Origin of the sequence: Paenibacillus glycanilyticus (assembly GCF_030161375.1) — a bacterium.
In the GTDB taxonomy this organism is placed as follows: domain Bacteria; phylum Bacillota; class Bacilli; order Paenibacillales; family Paenibacillaceae; genus Pristimantibacillus; species Pristimantibacillus glycanilyticus_B.
The window spans coordinates 460218-476943 of the sequence record NZ_BSSQ01000001.1; the positions used below are offsets into that span (position 1 = coordinate 460218).

General features: G+C 48.2%; 12 protein-coding genes. 4 read left to right on the forward strand and 8 right to left on the reverse strand.

Translation table 11 applies throughout. From position 1 onward, the window contains the following. Positions 1 to 111: 111 nt before the first annotated feature. Positions 112 to 1251 (reverse strand): transglutaminase domain-containing protein, encoded by a 1140-nt coding sequence (locus tag QQK89_RS01910; RefSeq protein ID WP_284236720.1) that lies wholly within the window; start codon positions 1249 to 1251, stop codon positions 112 to 114. Positions 1252 to 1589: 338 nt separating this feature from the next. Here QQK89_RS01910 and QQK89_RS01915 point away from each other — a divergent pair, with 338 nt between their 5' ends. Genes QQK89_RS01915 through QQK89_RS01925 form a run of 3 tightly spaced genes read left to right on the forward strand, consistent with a single transcriptional unit; the run spans position 1590 to position 5394 of the window. Beyond that, the gene (locus QQK89_RS01915; RefSeq protein ID WP_434481617.1) at positions 1590 to 2507 is read left to right on the forward strand and encodes a permease; all 918 of its coding nucleotides are present in this window, start codon (positions 1590 to 1592) and stop codon (positions 2505 to 2507) included. Continuing rightward, on the forward strand, positions 2504 to 3463 hold the full coding sequence (locus tag QQK89_RS01920; RefSeq protein ID WP_284236722.1) for a TIGR03943 family putative permease subunit: 960 nt from the start codon (positions 2504 to 2506) through the stop codon (positions 3461 to 3463). The genes QQK89_RS01915 and QQK89_RS01920 overlap by 4 nt, the downstream gene beginning before the upstream one ends. Before the next feature lie 26 nt (positions 3464 to 3489). Continuing rightward, on the forward strand, positions 3490 to 5394 hold the full coding sequence (locus QQK89_RS01925) for an LTA synthase family protein (RefSeq protein WP_284236723.1): 1905 nt from the start codon (positions 3490 to 3492) through the stop codon (positions 5392 to 5394). A 61-nt stretch (positions 5395 to 5455) separates the two neighbouring features. Here the strand turns inward: QQK89_RS01925 and QQK89_RS01930 are convergent, their stop codons facing one another. The 6 genes from QQK89_RS01930 to QQK89_RS01955 form a co-directional block, all read right to left on the reverse strand. Further along, positions 5456 to 7213, reverse strand: a complete 1758-nt coding sequence (locus QQK89_RS01930) for a glycoside hydrolase family 2 protein (RefSeq protein WP_284236724.1) — start codon at positions 7211 to 7213, stop codon at positions 5456 to 5458. 57 nt (positions 7214 to 7270) lie between these two features. Next, the gene (locus QQK89_RS01935) at positions 7271 to 9703 is read right to left on the reverse strand and encodes a glycoside hydrolase family 43 protein (RefSeq protein WP_284236725.1); all 2433 of its coding nucleotides are present in this window, start codon (positions 9701 to 9703) and stop codon (positions 7271 to 7273) included. Positions 9704 to 9706: 3 nt separating this feature from the next. Beyond that, entirely contained in the window at positions 9707 to 10546 is an 840-nt protein-coding gene (locus QQK89_RS01940) for a carbohydrate ABC transporter permease (protein ID WP_284236726.1), read from the reverse strand. Between the two features lie 13 nt (positions 10547 to 10559). Beyond that, a complete protein-coding gene (locus QQK89_RS01945; protein WP_284236727.1) occupies positions 10560 to 11453 on the reverse strand; it encodes a carbohydrate ABC transporter permease in 894 nt (297 codons plus the stop codon). A gap of 94 nt (positions 11454 to 11547) precedes the next feature. Further along, a complete protein-coding gene (locus tag QQK89_RS01950) occupies positions 11548 to 12957 on the reverse strand; it encodes an ABC transporter substrate-binding protein (protein ID WP_284236728.1) in 1410 nt (469 codons plus the stop codon). Positions 12958 to 13242: 285 nt separating this feature from the next. Beyond that, positions 13243 to 14166, reverse strand: coding sequence for an ArsR/SmtB family transcription factor (locus QQK89_RS01955; protein WP_284236729.1), 924 nt, complete (start codon positions 14164 to 14166; stop codon positions 13243 to 13245). 230 nt (positions 14167 to 14396) lie between these two features. Here QQK89_RS01955 and QQK89_RS01960 point away from each other — a divergent pair, with 230 nt between their 5' ends. Then, positions 14397 to 14552, forward strand: coding sequence for a hypothetical protein (locus QQK89_RS01960; protein WP_284236730.1), 156 nt, complete (start codon positions 14397 to 14399; stop codon positions 14550 to 14552). A gap of 102 nt (positions 14553 to 14654) precedes the next feature. Here the strand turns inward: QQK89_RS01960 and QQK89_RS01965 are convergent, their stop codons facing one another. Further along, complete coding sequence (locus QQK89_RS01965) at positions 14655 to 16724, reverse strand: M56 family metallopeptidase (protein ID WP_284236731.1); 2070 nt, start codon at positions 16722 to 16724, stop codon at positions 14655 to 14657. Positions 16725 to 16726 lie beyond the last annotated feature (2 nt).

Below are 16726 nucleotides of genomic sequence, written 5' to 3' on the forward strand. Positions count from 1 at the left end.
GTATACCCAAACGTTGCGCATAACCGCGACTTGGGATACGGCTTTTTTTTTTGCGTACAAAAAAAGGAGCCCCGCTGCAACCTCGCGGTAACTCCTATTAACCATGTTTGCTTATTGATAATCCAGCTGCACCTGCACAAGCATCGAGCCGTCGTTGCCATAGGGCTCGTAACGGGCCGAATAGCGTATGGAAACATGCGCCACCTTGAAAGCTTTCTGCAAGTCCGCTGCTAGCGTTGAGCCGTTTAGATAACGGAAATGCATGCTCGTTTGCTGGTTCATCACAGCCTCGCGAATATCTTGCTCCAGCTCAACCAGGCTTGATACCGTATGCTCGGGTTCTGCCCATTGCAAGCCAAGCTCGTTTTTGAGCGTCTCGTATTCCGCCGTATTGCCGGAATCCTTGCTCTCCAGCTTGCTTAATTCCGCGCTATAGGAATGGTTCGCGACCGGATAGGTCTTCACCCATTGATGATCGGCGCGCATTTCCGCATCCGTCTTCAAATAATAATTATAACTTAAACGGGATTCCGTCTGCTTCGAGCCGGCCGTCTTTACGACGGGATCATCCCATGTCATGTCCAAGTGGTACCAGTTGCCGTCAAGCTGCACCATATTCCAGGCATGATCGCCGGTTTTTACCGTGCCTTCCGCGATCAGAACGGGAATTCCGACAGCTTTTAGCATTTTGTACGCCAGCAAGGAATAACCTTGACATACGGCCGTTCCCGTCGTGAGCGCATCGTAAGCGGTGTAATGCTTCAGGGTCTGGTCGTATTGCAGCTTGCCGACAATCCAGTCGTGAATCGCCTTCACCTTCTCATGGTCATTCATCCTAGGGGTGATGATCTGCTTCACTGCTTTATTAACCGTGGCATCTACCGCTGCGGTTTGCTCCGTCGTTTCGCGGTATCTGGCCTCCAGCTTGATCGTGGACAGATTCCCCCAACTGCGGATGGTATACAAATAGGAGTCAAGAATATAAGCCGTGTAGTCGTCTTGTGCCAGCGCCAGATTTATCGTGTTCTGCAAGCCGTCCGTGAGCTTGTGCTTGTCTCCTTTATATTGAAGCGTAAAATGCTCGGATCTGTTTTGGAATTGCGATGCCAGCTCCTCTTCCAGCTGATCGACCGTGCTGCCTCCGCTAGAGGCAGACGCAAATACAGAGAACAGATCGGATTTCATGTTTAGACCAATGGCAGCGGCAAGCAAGGCCGCTACAGCCGTTATTTTCCAACCTGTTGTTCGCATAGTTACCTCCCGGCTTGGGAATATTAGTGTTCTTTCCTATTTTATGCGATTCCCTTTGGTAATAAACACGAAGAGCTGGAAACTATAATTATTGTAGCTACTTTCATCATAACGGAGTAAATGCAACTAGGGAAGCAAGATTCATAACTTTAAATAACTTTAAATATTTCCTTCTTATGAAGGACATTCAGGCTCTGCCAGAGGCTGCCCATGTAATTGTTGGGCCGTCTTTCGGTTGTCTTGCATTTCTTTATAGCAATGACTTATAGTGAATGATAGTAATGATTACTAGCTAGAATGTTTATAAAATGTTTATAGGATATTTATCGGAGGTTTACGTGAAAACTTTATTACAACTGAATACGATTTTCCTAAGCATGATTATGGAGGCAATTCCTTTCATCCTGCTTGGCGTCATTGTGTCCGGCCTCATTCAAACATTCGTAACCGAACGCTGGATTGCCAAAGTCATGCCTAGAAATCGGTTTTTGTCCACGCTCGTTGGCTGCGGAGTCGGCGTTTTTTTTCCTGCCTGCGAATGCGGCATCGTCCCTATTACGAGACGTTTGCTAGGCAAAGGCGTCCCGCTTCATGCCGGAATTGCCTTTATGCTGACAGGGCCGATTATTAACCCGATTGTCTTGTTCGCGACGTTTATCGCTTTCGGCAACAGCTGGAAGATGGCGCTGATCAGGGCGGGAGCCGCGATTGTTGTGGCCTTCTTTGTTTCCGTCATCCTATCTTATCTATTTCCCGAGCTGCCTTTCCGTGAGACTCAGGGCAAAGGAATAGCGGAAACGGCAGCCGCAGCCGAGGTACCTGTAGCCGTAACCGCAAAACCTCCTATTCAACAACGTTTGATGGGGGTCATTACCCATGCGATTGAAGAATTTTTCTCGGTAGGCAAATATTTGGTTCTTGGCGCATTGATCGCCGCTTCCATTCAAACCTACGTGCCAACGGCATCGCTCATCCATTTGGGGAGCAACGAGGTCACTTCTTCACTCGTCATGATCGTGCTTGCGTTTGTCATGTCGCTTTGCTCGGAAGCCGACGCGTTTATTGCTTCTTCCTTCCGCGGCAGCTTTTCGATTGGAGCCATTTCGGCGTTTCTCGTATTTGGCCCGATGATCGACATTAAGAACACGTTGATGCTGCTTGGGGTATTTAAAGGCAAGTTTGTCGCAACCCTGATCGCTCTCGTCATGGTCAGTACGCTTGTGGTATCCCTGCTTGTGGGGAGGTTATTCGGATGATCCGATTGTACATTCTGGGCGGCTTCGCCTTCATGCTGCTGGAAATGCACCTGAACGGCAATCTTAACAAGTACATTAATATGAAGTATTCTTATTTATCGACAAGCGCAATTATCCTGCTCGCCTTTCTGTTCGTCTTTGAATTCATCCGCGTAAACCGGAAGGAACGTGCGGACAAGGCGAAGGCCGAGCGGCTTGCGCAAGGCATTAACGATGATCATGTCCATGAGCATGGAGATCACGCTCACAATCATGACTGCGCGTGTCAGGACCATGACCACCACCATGACCACCACCATGATCACGGGCATGATCACGGCCATGACCACCATCACTCGAACTCCAAGTTCGGACGAGGATTTAGCTACATCATGCTGCTGATCCCAATCTTGACCGGTCTATTTCTACCCGTACAAACGCTGGACTCGAGTTTTGTGAAGGCGAAGGGCTTCTCCTTCCCCAATATCGACTACTCCGCGGACAACCCGGGCAATCACCAGTTTCTAAAGCCGGATACAAGTATTTTCTATGGTGAGGAAGGCTATAAGAAGGTAGCCGATAAAGAGCTGGCTCAATTTATTGACCGCAAACAGCTGATTTTTAACGATAATGATTATTTGAAGGGTCTCGAAGCGCTGTATAATCACCCTGACGTATTTATGGGAAGAACGGTAGGCTTTGACGGCTTTGTCTATAAAGGCGAGCAGATTGATAACACGCATTATTTCGTGTTCCGATACGGATTTATTCATTGTGCCGCTGATTCTGGCGTGTTCGGCATGCTTGTCGAGTTCCCGAAAGGAACGGTGCTGAGCAATGACGACTGGGTTCATGTAACGGGCACTTTGAGCTCCGAGCTGTACCAACCCTTCAAGCAAACGGTTCTGGTTCTGAAGGCGACTGATTGGAAGTCGATCGGTGAACCTTCCGATCCATACGTTTATCGTAATTTTTAAGCTTAATGTAAGGGAGACGATTGGTTTTGCGTAACGACAATCGATGGAAATCACTGCTTAGTAAACCTTTTGTTATTTTTTCCATCATCATGATTTTGAAAATGCTTCTTGTCTGGCTCATCGTATTTGACGGAGGCACAAAAGACCTGGCGAAAATGCTGATCACGGGCATTGCCTCCATTGGCTTTATTTTCTGTTTAATTGAATCATTTGCATTCCGTAAAAAATTCATGACTTATCTGATCAGCGACTTGGTGCTGACCGGCATTTATTTCGCGGTTATTATGTACTACAAATATTTTGGCGTTATTGTCACTTATCATGAGCTTCGCCAGGTGAATCAGGTATCCGAAGTTAACAGCAGCGTCATCTCGCTGATGGATCCGTATTTCTTGTTCATCTTTACGGATATCGTAGCGGCATTCCTAATGATCGCGTTCAGCCGGCGCTTCCGGACATGGAGCAAAACGTTGTCCGTCCGCGAAGGACGCAGCTGGTTCGCAGCCGGCCAAGTGCTTGCGCTTGCGGCTTGCGCGGCGGCTATCATTCCGTACCGCCAGGACATGAATGAATTCCAACAAGCCAAGAACATGGGCATTCTTAATTACGAAGTTTATGCCACGTTTGCTTCTTCCAAGGATCTTCCTATAACAGCCGAGAAAATTACGCCGGAGATGGTTGCGCAAGAAAAAGGCGTAACCGAACCGGCGGACCCGGCATTCTGGGAAGCGGCAAAAGGCAAAAACGTTATTGTCATTCAGCTTGAGGCTTTCCAAAACTTCCTGATCAACCTCAAGATCGACGGTCAGGAAATTACGCCAAACATGAACAAATTGGCGAGCGGGCATTTCTACTTCCCGCATTTCTTCCAGCAGGTCGGTCAAGGCAATACGGCTGATGCCGAGTTTGTCGTCAACACTTCGTTATACGTTCCGCCTAACGGCGCGGCTTCCGAAGTGTATGCCGATAAAGATCTGCCAAGTATGCCGAAGGCTTTTGCTGCTAACGGTTATCAGACGGCGACGTTCCACACGAACAACATCATGTTCTGGAATCGCGACCAGCTGTATAAAGCGCTTGGCTGGGACAAATATTATGATGACCGCTTCTTTGGCAAAGACGATATTGTCGCGTTTGGTCCGTCCGATGAAGTATTGTATGCCAAAACCGCTGACGAGCTTGCAAAAATGCAGCAAACCGGCCAGCCGTTCTACACGCAGCTGATTTCGATGTCCGGCCATCATCCGTTCCGCATTCCGGAAAGCAAATTTAAAATCACCTTGCCAACGCGTTATCAAAACACGCTGGTTGGCGATTATATCGAAGCGCAAAATTACGCGGATTATGCCCTTGGCCAGTTCATTGACGAACTGAAGCAAAACGGCGTTTGGGATAACAGCGTCATTGTATTATACGGCGACCATCAAGGTCTGCCGATCTATTCGCTCAATAACGACGAGAAAAAACTGATGAAGGAAATTTACGGCCGCGATTACGCGTTGCCGGATATGATGAACATTCCGCTTGTCATGTCCGTACCGGGTCAACAGCCGCAAGTGTTCCAGCAGGTTGGCGGACAATCGGATATTTTCCCGACGATCGCTAACTTGACGGGTGTCTCGTTGAAGGATCAGGTTCATTTCGGCCAGGATCTTCTCAACAATACAACGAATATACTGCCCGAGCGTTATTATCTCCCGTCAGGTTCGTTTATCTCGGATAAAGGCGCGTTTGTTCCCGGTTCCGATTATGCCGACGGCATGACTTACCCGCTGCTCGGCGGTCCGGTGACCGAACCGATGGAATCCAAGGACACCTACACCCGTGCCCGTCGCCTGGTCAGTATGTCGGATGAATTCGTGACTTCGCTGCCTGAATGGAACAGTAAAGACGTCACGCTAAAAGAAGGCACGCAAGTAGCCAGCAAATAAATATCCATTAAACGAAAAAGCCTCACAGCTCCTTTCCAAGAGCTGCGAGGCTTTTTACTTATTACATCAAATTAACTTCCCGGATCGTCTCCAGCGGAATCTTTGGCTTGCGGTCTGCCGTCAGCAGTCCGTTCACTTCCTGCTGCACATCGGTAATTTGCGTATAGCAATAACCGACGATATAATCTCTATCCTTGATTGCTTGGTGGATATTGCGGAACCGGTTCAAGAAAGCTTCATCCGAGCTCACCTGATTGCCGTAACCCCAGCCCGCTTCGGTCTGGAAAGCGATCCCGCCGAATTCGCTGACGATAACCGGTTGGCCTTGGTATTCATAACCGTCCGCAAAAGCATATTTCCAATGGTTAAACGAAATCTCGTTATTCAGGATCTCGTCCTTGTTCGCGTAACGCTTCTCGAACTCTTCCTTTGTCTCTACGTAATCATGAAGAGTCAGAATATCGGATACCGTATGCTCCCAGCCGTCATTCGTAATAACCGGACGGTACGGATCAAAGCTTTTGGTCAAATGGTAAATCGCTTCGGTAAATTTCTGCTGTTTCTTGTCCTTCTTAATGTTCATGACGCCCCAAGATTCATTGAAAGGAACCCAAGTAATGATCGAAGGGTGATTGTATTGCTGGCGCACAACCTCCATCCACTCTTTGGTGAACTTGTGAACCGCATTGTCGTTGAACTCAAAGGTTGCCGCCATCTCGGACCAGACGAGCAGCCCTTTCACGTCGCACCAGTATAGGAACCGCGCATCCTCTACCTTCATGTGCTTGCGTACGCCATTGTAGCCCATGGCCAGAATAAGATCGATATCCTCGATAAGCGCTTCTTCCGAAGGCGGAGTCAGATGGCTGCCTGGCCAATACCCTTGGTCCAAAATAAGGCGTTGGTAGAGCGGCGCATTGTTGAGTAGAATCCGGCCTTTTTCAATCGAAATTTTTCTCATGCCAAAATAGGAATAGACATGGTCCAGTTTCACGTCGCCTTTATACAGGATAAACTCTACGTCGTACAAATTCGGATGCTGCGGGGACCAGTGGCTATGTTTCCACGGCCCGTTTACTTCATGGACAAGATCGGCATCAAGCTGCAGCCAAGGACGGTCGACGACCAGGCTCATTTGCTTCACTTGTTGGCCCTTCAAGCTAATTACCGTCTCAAGCCGAATATCGGAAGCCGAGTAGTCGCCTTCTACTTCGTATTCAAACCGGACCGTGCGATTGTCGATATCCGGCGTGATTTTCACCGAATCTACACGGACGGGAGCAACAAACTCCATCCATACCGATTGCCAAATGCCCGTCGTCTGCACGTAGAAGCATTCGAAATTATCCTTCACCCAGCGCTGTTTGCCGCGCGGCTGCGTCGCATCCTGGCTATCTTCGACTTTGACAGTCAGCTGATTCTCTCCGCCAAAAGCGATATACGGCGTAATATCAAACTTAAACGCCGCGTATCCGCCTTGGTGGGAACCCACATAAGTGCCGTTGACCCATACTTTCGCTTCATAATCAACCGCCTGGAAATGCAGCAGCACCTTCGAACCTTCCACATCCGCCGGAATATCCAGCGTGCGGTTGTACCAGACGTACGGATGATGGCTCTCGTCACCGATTCCGCTTGCTTCCGTCTCATACGTAAAAGGCACCTTGATCGTACGTTCACTGACGAACGCGGAAGGCAAACTTGCTTCTCCCGCATTCGCGTCATCAAACGCAAAATTCCATTCCCCGTTCAGATCGACCCACTGTTCCCGGACGAATTGCGGCCGGGGATAGTTCTTGATGTACATTTTGGTTGTCATATCGTTTCCCTGCTCCCTGTTACGCTCCTATTGATGCGTTATATTTATGAGATCCCTTTATTTAGAGGTAGTGACAGTTATATCGCTAAATTGCCAGCCTGCCGAACTTGTTCGAAGACCAATACGTCCATGAAGAAAAGCGTTCCGGTCCGTCCAGGCCAAAATCGGATCCTTCTTATTTCCATCGAAGACCTGAATTGTAGCGCCTTCCAGCTTAATGCGAATCGGATGCGGCTGGCCATTCTCCAGCTCCAGCACGCCTGAAGTCAGCTCCTGATTTACTTCGTAGCTGATTTTCTTCAAGATCACCCTGCCGTTGCGCAGGGTCAGTTCATAACCCATATAAGAATCGGCAACTTGATCGGGGAAAGAAGATTCGTTTGACGTCCGCAGCAGAATGGATGCTTCGCCGTCCTCCGCATCGGATGGGGTAACCTTTGCGTTTACCTCCATATCCGTCCAGCGGTTGTCTCCGCCAAAGATCATCGAATCCTTGCCGTCCACGGCTAAACCGATTTTGCCATCCTCTACATCCCAGTCGCCAAAGACGGCATCCGGATCAGGCTCAAAGTTCAACTTGCCTTCCGAAGCCACAGCAGCCGCTGCCTCGATGAACCGGATGTTCGCGTTGCCCTTCCCTTTGGAGATCGATAACCATTGCAGCCCTTGCTTGAGCTCAAACGTTCCGAGCGGTACCTTCATCCATTCCGAAGTGTCGTCTTCCGTAACGAATGCGTCTGCCGACATCTTCACGTTCCTCTTCTTGCCGCCCGCTTCCACTTCAAGCGTGGAACCTGCCGAGCTGTCCGATACCATAGCCGCCAAGGCATAGTCGCCAGCTTCCCTCGCATAAACCGGGAATGCCAGCTCCGCGTCTTTGCCGGTTAGCTCAGCCGAGTAACTTCCATCCGGCGTCCCTTCTTGGTGGATGGTCACGGCCCTTTCGTCAATGGATGCGGCATGTACCGCTTCCATGGTGCCCGGCACCTGTTTGACCGCTTTATTGTCGCTGCTGCCGCCCGCCTCATTAGCGAACGCGGTGTACCGGAGCTCCGGCTTCAGTCCGCCGGTCCAGGCATAACCAATCCGGCCGGCCTTTGCAGCCAGCTTGTCGTCGTTTATTAGGAGCAGTCCATCCCAATATACTTTTGTGCCGCTCTGATCTGCTTCTACCCGAACGGTATGAAGCTTCCCGAAGTCCATGCCCTCTGGCAAAGCTGCCTGCTGCAAGGCTTCACCAGCTGCCGAATCTTGTATAGCGAGAGTACGGCGAGCAGGATCTACGCGTACGCTGCGATAGTTGTCCTCGTCGGTGTAGGAGAAGATCGTCTGAAGTTCGCCAGCCGGCGAGTCGCCAAGTATCACGTTGTACTCCGCCGTAAAACGGTCTTCGGTAGATAGATTCGTTACCCATGAGCGATCGGCACCGGCGATGCCGGCTTCTTCCCAGTTGTCCGTGTCCTGAATATCGTCGCCAAGCGGATCTTGGAATGCGGGAAGGGCTGGCGCAGAGGTCGGCTGGCCATGCGTTGGGCCAAGCACCGACATTTTATCCCCGTTAAAGGTCAGACGATCCATATTAAACATCCGTACAGGCGGGCCTTCCGCCGAGTGGCCGATCAAATTATGATAGACGATATAATAAGAGTCCAGATCCGGTCCAAGCACGGTGGCGCTATGCCCAAGACCGTTAAAGTCTTTGTCCGTGGAGATGATCAGCGGATTATTGTCCGGTATAGTATAAAGACCTGTCGGCGAATCATGTCCTACCGCATAGTTCACGCGATAACCTTTCGAGAAAACATGGTTGCCGGTATAGGTTATAAAATATCTGCCGTTACGCTTGATGATCATTGAACCTTCCGTCCAATGGCCTAGCGACGTATTCAGTTTGTCGCCTACCTCCATCGTATACGGATCGGTCATGCTGCTAGCCATAATCCCGCCGGACTCGGCGTGGGTGAAATACCACTTGGCATCATCGTCGATAAACACGGAGCCGTCGATCGTAAGGCCGAGATTATCCGTTTGTACGGTGAACGGTCCGGTTGGACTTGCGCTTTGCAAGACGTAATGCCCTTTCCCTGCCGGGGAGGTATACATATAGAAGGAACCGTTCCAATACACGACTTCCGGCGCGTACGCGCCTTCCGTGAGCGGCTCTTCCGTAACCAAGCCTTCATAAGTCCAGTTAACGAGATCATCGGAGCTCCAGGCTTTAATGCCAACCCGCCAATCCTTCGTGCTGCAGTACAAATAATATTTGCCGTTGTAACGGAGCACGTAAGGGTCGCCGATTCCGTAATCCGCCCATTCCTGATCTAACGACATCGGATTCTGGTAGGTCCGGTCCATGCTTAACTTCTCTCTCGGCGGCGCCTTCTCATCCTGCTTCTGCGTCATCATCCATATTCCCCCTCCGCCTGCCGCCAATAGGGCCGCGATGCCAATGCCGATCACTGACCGTTTCATTTGCCATGCGCCACTCATGCCTTACCCCTTAATGCCGCTGATCGCCATCGATTCAATGAAATAACGCTGCGCCATAAAGAACACGATTACGACCGGAATCAGCGCAACAATCGATGCCGCCATCAGGGACGGGTAATTCGAAGTGGAGATGTAGTTGGATTGCATGCTTGCGATCAGAACTTGAATCGTTTGACGCTCCGGCGTATGCAGATAAATGAGCGGACCCATGAAATCATTCCAAATGCCCATGAAACCAAGCGCCGCTTGCGCCGCGATCGCCGGCTTCGCAATCGGAAGCGCAACGGTCGTAAAGGTACGGAAATAACCGCAGCCGTCGATTTTTGCCGCATCGATTAGATCATTTGGAATGGCGCCTTGCATGAACTGCCGGAAGAAGAAGATCGTTACGATATTGCCGAACAACCCCGGTACGATAAGCGGCAGCAGGGTATCCACCCAGCCAAGCTCCGAGAAACCGATATATTGCGGAATCATAACGACCGAGTAAGGGATCATCATCGTGCCAAGCAGCGCCATAAAGATCCATTCTTTAAACGGAAATTCGAACTTGGAGAATGCGTAAGCGGCCATCGCCGCTACAAACAAACCGAAAGTCAGGACGGTAACGACAACAATTGCGCTGTTCATAAAACCGTATAATAGCGGTGCCTTCGACCAAACATCCTTATAGTTCAGCCAAGTAAGCGGATCCGGAATCCATTGCGGCGGAACATCGAAGACATGCTGCTGCGTTTTGAGGGAGGTCGAGATCGTCCACACAAGCGGACCAAGCATGATAACAGATCCCGCAAGGAGCAGCACGAATATAAACGTATTGATAAAACGGCGTTGATTAGCCATAGCTTAAGGCCTCCTAATCCTGGTACACCCACCGCTTGGACAAGCGGAACTGCACTAGCGTAATGATGAATATAAGGATGCCAAGTACCCAGGCAACCGAACTTGCGTAACCCATGTTGAAATATTTGAACGCTTCTTGGAAAATGTAATACACGATTGTCGCGCCGCTGTATTCCGGTCCTCCGTCCGCAGCCAGAATGTACATTTGGCTGAACGACTGGAATGTCCCGATAATGCCCATGACGACAACATAGAAGTGAATCGGCGACAAAAGCGGAAGCGTAATATGCTTGAATTGATGCCAACGGGTCGCCCCGTCAACTTCTGCTGCTTCGTAGTAAGTAGAAGAAATGCCTTGGAGACCGGCCAGATACAACACCATCGTACCGCCTACGCCGCCCCATAATCCCATCAGAATGAAGGATGGTTTCACCCAATTCGGATCGCCGAGCCAGTTCGGGCCTTGCGTTCCGAAGATTTTCCAAATAAACTCGTTGATCAAACCGTAATCGTAGTTCAGCATCCACTGCCACAGAAGAGACACGGCAATGATCGGCGAGATAACCGGGATGTAATAAATCGTCCGGAAGATCGAGATGCCTGCCAGCTTGCGGTTCATCATGATGGCAAGGATTAGCGAGAACACCATGCCAAGCGGGATGCCGAGAAGCAGGAAAAACGTATTGTAGAGCGACTTATAGAACTTCTCGTCATTAAACATGTAATGGAAATTGTCGAGGCCAACAACCTCGGAAGGCGTCAGCATATCCCAGGTCATAAAGCTAAGCCCAAACGAGGTGAGCAGCGGCGCCAGCCCAAAGATCAGAAACCCGAGCACGGGCGGGGCAACAAATATAAGAGACCAAATCACTTCTTTGCGCCGGTATCCGGTAATTGTTTTCTTCATTATTAATCCTCCCTGGCCGAAGGTGAGCGGGGCAAAGACGCTGCCCATAGGCTGTCGTCTTTGCCCCGCATGCCTTCCGCAAGTTCAACCTGTTTTACTTATTGCTTTCGTCAAACAACTTCTGAAGCTTCGGTTGTTCCGCTTTCACGAAATCAGCCGCGCTTTGCTTGCCCGTCCAGACAGCGCTTGCATCTTGCCAGAACGTATCAAGCCATTTCGTGTTTTTCGAGCTGTTCTCAATAGGAGGACGGCCGTAATCGGAAATAATATCAAGGAATACTTGGCGAGTCTCAGGCTTTTTGTCCATCTCGAGGAATTCGCCTTTCGCCATATCCATCAGGTTTGGAACCGCTTGGCCAAGCTGATAGTTTTGTCTTTGCGAGTCTTGATCAAGGCTGAGGTAAGTAGCCAGACGGAATGCGTCATCCGGGAATTCGGTTTTGGCCGATACGACAAAGCCAAGCGAACCGAGCCATGTTGCTGTTTTGCCTGTGTTAGGGCTTGCCGGCCATGCCGCGATATCCCAGTTGAACGGCAGATCCCAGAAGCCAGGCTGATCCCATGGACCCATCGGGAACATAGCGATTTTGCCGGCTACGAAACGCGCATAACCGTTTTGTGCTTTTTCATCGTCCGGGGAAGGACTTACTTTGTGAACAAGGCTAAGGTCAGCTACAAATTGCATCGCTTGAGCGAACTCTGGCGTGTCGATCGTAATGTTGCCTTTGCCGTCCGTCCAGTCGCCGCCATTTGCCCAAACGGCAGATTCGGTAGAATAACCCGCAACGCCAAACGTGTCGATCTTGCCGCGTTCGTTAACAACCGTCAGCTTTTTCGCGTCGGCAAGCATGTCATCCCAAGTGTACTCGCCTGCTTTGGCGCTAGGATAAGGAAGACCCGCTTTGTCGAACAGATCTTTGTTGTACGCGAGTGCCCAAGGGCCAACATCTTTTGGTAGACCGTAAATGTCGCCTTTGCCGGAAGTTGTTCCGTCATAACGGTAACGGTCAAGCGCTGCCGGCCATACATTGTTTTGGTCAACCAGGCTGCTTGTATCAAGCATTTGCTGAAGGTTCATCAATACGCCGCTGCTTACAAGCTTGTTGAAGTTCGCGCCGCCTGCATAGAACACATCCGGTGTTTTCTTCGCGGCGATCAGCGTATCAAGCTTCTGGTAATACTCGCCGGGAGGAACAACCGTATATTTCACTTTTTTGTTCGGATATTTCTTCGTGTAAGCGTCGATCAGCTTCTGGAATACCGCTTTCTCGGTATCGCCGCCCCAGCCCATAAATTCAATGCTGGATTTCGCATCGGCGCTTGCATCCGCGCCTTCGCCTGCTGCTCCCGTATTCGACGATTCCTGTGCCGCCGCATTGCCGTTGTTCTTGCCGTTATTCGAGCTTTCTTTGTTGCCTCCATTATTGGAACTGCAACCCGCAAGCACGATGATGAGACAAAGCATTGCCGCCATCCAAACCTTACCGCTTCTCCATTTCGCCATCTGTTACTTCCCCCTTCATAATGAATGAACAATATGACTTCCGGTAAACAAATAAGTACTGGCCACCTTTATGTACAGTCCAATCAGCCTCCGCAAGCGTCCTCGTCATCAGGCTATATGATACCGACACATTTTTTAATTTGTTTCAACTTATTTGTTTATAAACAAAATATACAATCCGTAATTCATAATGTCAACGCTTTCTTTCAATAAAACTGAATCATTCACCAAAAAAGTTCCAGATGCCGTTGTTCTCACAAAACATCTGGAACAATTGGACGTGCATTAGTCGTATTGCATCCTCATGATAATGCCCTGAGCATAATCGCCAAACGATTTGCCAAACAAGTTGATGCCGCCTTGATGTTTCGCATCCGGCTTGAGTCCAATCCGAAACGTAATATAAGGCTTCTGGTCCAGATGCAGGTCGCGTAGCGTGGACGACGAGCTTTTCTCGTTATCAACCGTGCTGCGGGTTTCCTCTATTGCCCAGGTTTTGTACAGACCGTGCTGGGTGCTGGAGTCGTTCCACCAAGGAGGATTAAGCTTGCCCCGATGATCTCCGAAGTCGCCCGGCGAGATCCAGGAACCAATCTCCACATCATTGACCCAGACGGTTATTTCGGAAGGCCAGTCATTATTGTAGTTAGGCGCCTCCGAGCATAATTCCAGCGAAAACTCGATGGATTTCACCTTTGCCCCTGCGGGTACTTTCTTAGGGAACCGGTATTCGATCCAGCCTTTGCGGAACCAGATGATCTCCGCCGTCCGGCTGTCCGGATGATAGAAGTTATCCGGTTCGTCTTCCGTAAACAACATCCCCGTCGTATTGGCCATGCCGCAGGTTGGTTGTATATCAAAGTTAATGAAATGGCCGATTGGCATTTCTACCTCTACCGCCTTGCTGTTGTTCTGGTAGAACGCAATCGGATTCAGAATCATCCGCACGTCGTCGAAATTCCGGCTGCAAACCTTCATCGCTCCGCGGGAAGCCGGCTGCAGCTCGGTTAGAATAAGTTCCGCCTCTTCGAGCACCTTCACGTTCGTTGCCGCCGTAGAGACGGGAATATCAAGCGCTTCGGCTATTTCAATAATGTTTAAGTTCGGTTTGGTAAGCAGCAGCTTTATGATGCCGATTCTAGTATGTGTACTGAGAGCATGCGCGACCTTTACGAGACGATCAGGCTCGTCTATCGTTAATTCTAACAACGTAAAGTCCCTTCTTCCTCTAATTTGTATAATTTTCTTACAATAAGATTAGCGTGATCCGCTTGTTTTGTCCAGTTTAATTGTAACAAAATATAAAATTATTTTTTGTTACAGTTTTTTTGTTTATATTGTTGGATGATATCCCGAATCCGCAATTGTTTAGGCCCCTACCGCTCCGGGTAAAGAAAAGGTAAGAAGATCGACCAAAAAATCGAGGACGGTGATCCCGAATGTCCGTTGAACAACGCAATTACGAAGAACGCCATGTCGAGAAAAGGTATGACTCGAGCCGCGTGGCTTCCACGTTTATCAAATACGTGGCGTATGTGCTTATTACTTTTGGAGTAATGTATTTTATCGCGAAGTATATTCTTCCGATGTTCTAAGTTTAAAATAAGAACCTCCCCTGTTCGATGGTCGGCCTGATCGCCAACTATCGTATAGGGGAGGTTTTTTGTTTGAACAACAAGGTAGTTAGCTAGGCGGTTTTACTTTGAAGAATACATTCTGAATTCGCCAATGATGGTTTTTCCATCTGATTTATATAAATGAATAGAACGGTATTCAGACTTATTGAGCAACTCTTGATTTGCCAACGCTTCTTCAGGAGATGAATATGATGGCGACAGATCAGAAGCTTTTACATATCCAACAACCCCATTTTCTCCTTCAGCTTTAATCAAGTCTGGTTCTACTCCAGTAAATGGTCCATGACCATACGTTTCACCCTGTTCATTTGTCTGATAATCTGACTTCAATGCGTTATATTTTGCCCATGTTTCTTTCGTAATCATTTCAGGATTTCTTTGAAGTAATGGTTCGGCATCCTTTAATGCTGCAATCGGTAAATCCCCAGCATTAACTTCACCAATGATATAAGACATATCTAAATATTCTTGTTCAGTAATACCTTGTTGGTCTGTAGCAGATACCGTCATCCCATTTTCTTTCAAATACTCTTCTCTAACAGAACGGGACAAATTATTTAAACCGTCTTTTCTTTGTAATATTAGCTTAGCATCTTTAAGAGCAGTAACAGGAAGTTCTCCTTTATTAACTGAAATAATAATTTTCATCATACGATCATAGTCTGTTCTTGATATCATAGTACCAGTATGAATCAATTCGCCATCAGTTAAGATTTCATAATCATCAACAACAAACTTACCATTCTCTTTCACGAACGATACAGATTCCACTGTCTTATAATAAGCCGGCTCGCTTGTTTTCGTAACATAAGTAATAACAACGTTCAGACCGTCGATTTTACTCTCATAATCAATAACCCATGGACTTGAAACTCCTATATTAAAATTCCAGTCCTCACCTGCTCTGATGATCTGTTCTTGTTCAAACTTTTCTTTTGCTTTTGCAGACATCATGTCGTAGCGCGGTTTTCCTTCTCGCGTTTTGAGCGCATTCGCCCAAACGTTTGTTAGTTCCTCGATTTCGGTAGCGGTTGTTTGTTCTGTAACTGCTGCTGCATCAACCTTCTCCCTCGTGTTCGCATTAGTTAATGCTGTACCACCAATAAACAAGATAACTACAATGCCAAGCAGAGACCATTTGTATGACTTTTTTACTGGCGAAGCGATCATAATCAGTCTCCTCTTCAATTCTTTCTTATTCCCCAAAATACTTGCAGCCCCTGCTAAATAAACGGGTTTCGTGAAGGTCTCTAGCATCTTTATGATCGTCAGTGCATAGTCTTTGGACTCTTCCGGTGTAATTCTCGATAAAGCCAACGCGTCACATGCTAATTCCTGGTCTACTCTCATCTTGTTGTAGGCGTACCAAAGGAAGGGATTAAACCAATGAAAAGCTAGCAAAATGTTCATTAACCAATTCGCGAGAATATCATTTCTTCGCACATGCGACAACTCATGCAAAAAAACGTACCGTAGCTGCGCTTCGCTTAATGTACTTAGTGCGTTGTCAGGTAACAACATCCTCGGTTTAAATAATCCAAACAGTGTAGGGCTGGAGACTCGATTCGACTGAATTAACGTAATACTTCTGCGTAATTTCATTTCTTCTTTACAAGACTCCAACAAATACTGAATGTTTGGATCAGAGATTTTTTTACGTTTTATTTTCCTGGCAAAATGAATATTTGTTCGAAGCATAACAGCAATGAATAGAATCGTTCCGATCAACCATATCCAAGAAGCAATTTGTATGAGTAAAATCGGTTTTTCAACCGTTGTATTGCTTTCACTAGTCACCATTTCATTCTGCTGAGAGGAAGAGTGCTCTTCTGTAGAGGACGTAGTCTCGAAGCTAGGCGTAACCATCGGAGGGGTTGAAGTAGCTTCACTCTCCACGCCAACATGATTGCCAACATTCATATGAAAGATATTAAACAAGCTAAACGAGCTTTCAGGTGTCCATGGCAGCAATAATCTTAGAATCAAAAGCATCCAGATCAGATAACCCCATCTAGGCTTTAATTTATCTCTGAGCATCCATTTAACAGTAATAATAATGACGACCAGTACGCTGCCCATAAACGAGGTAGATAAGATCCATTTAAAAAAGTCAGAAAGATGAACCGTCATCT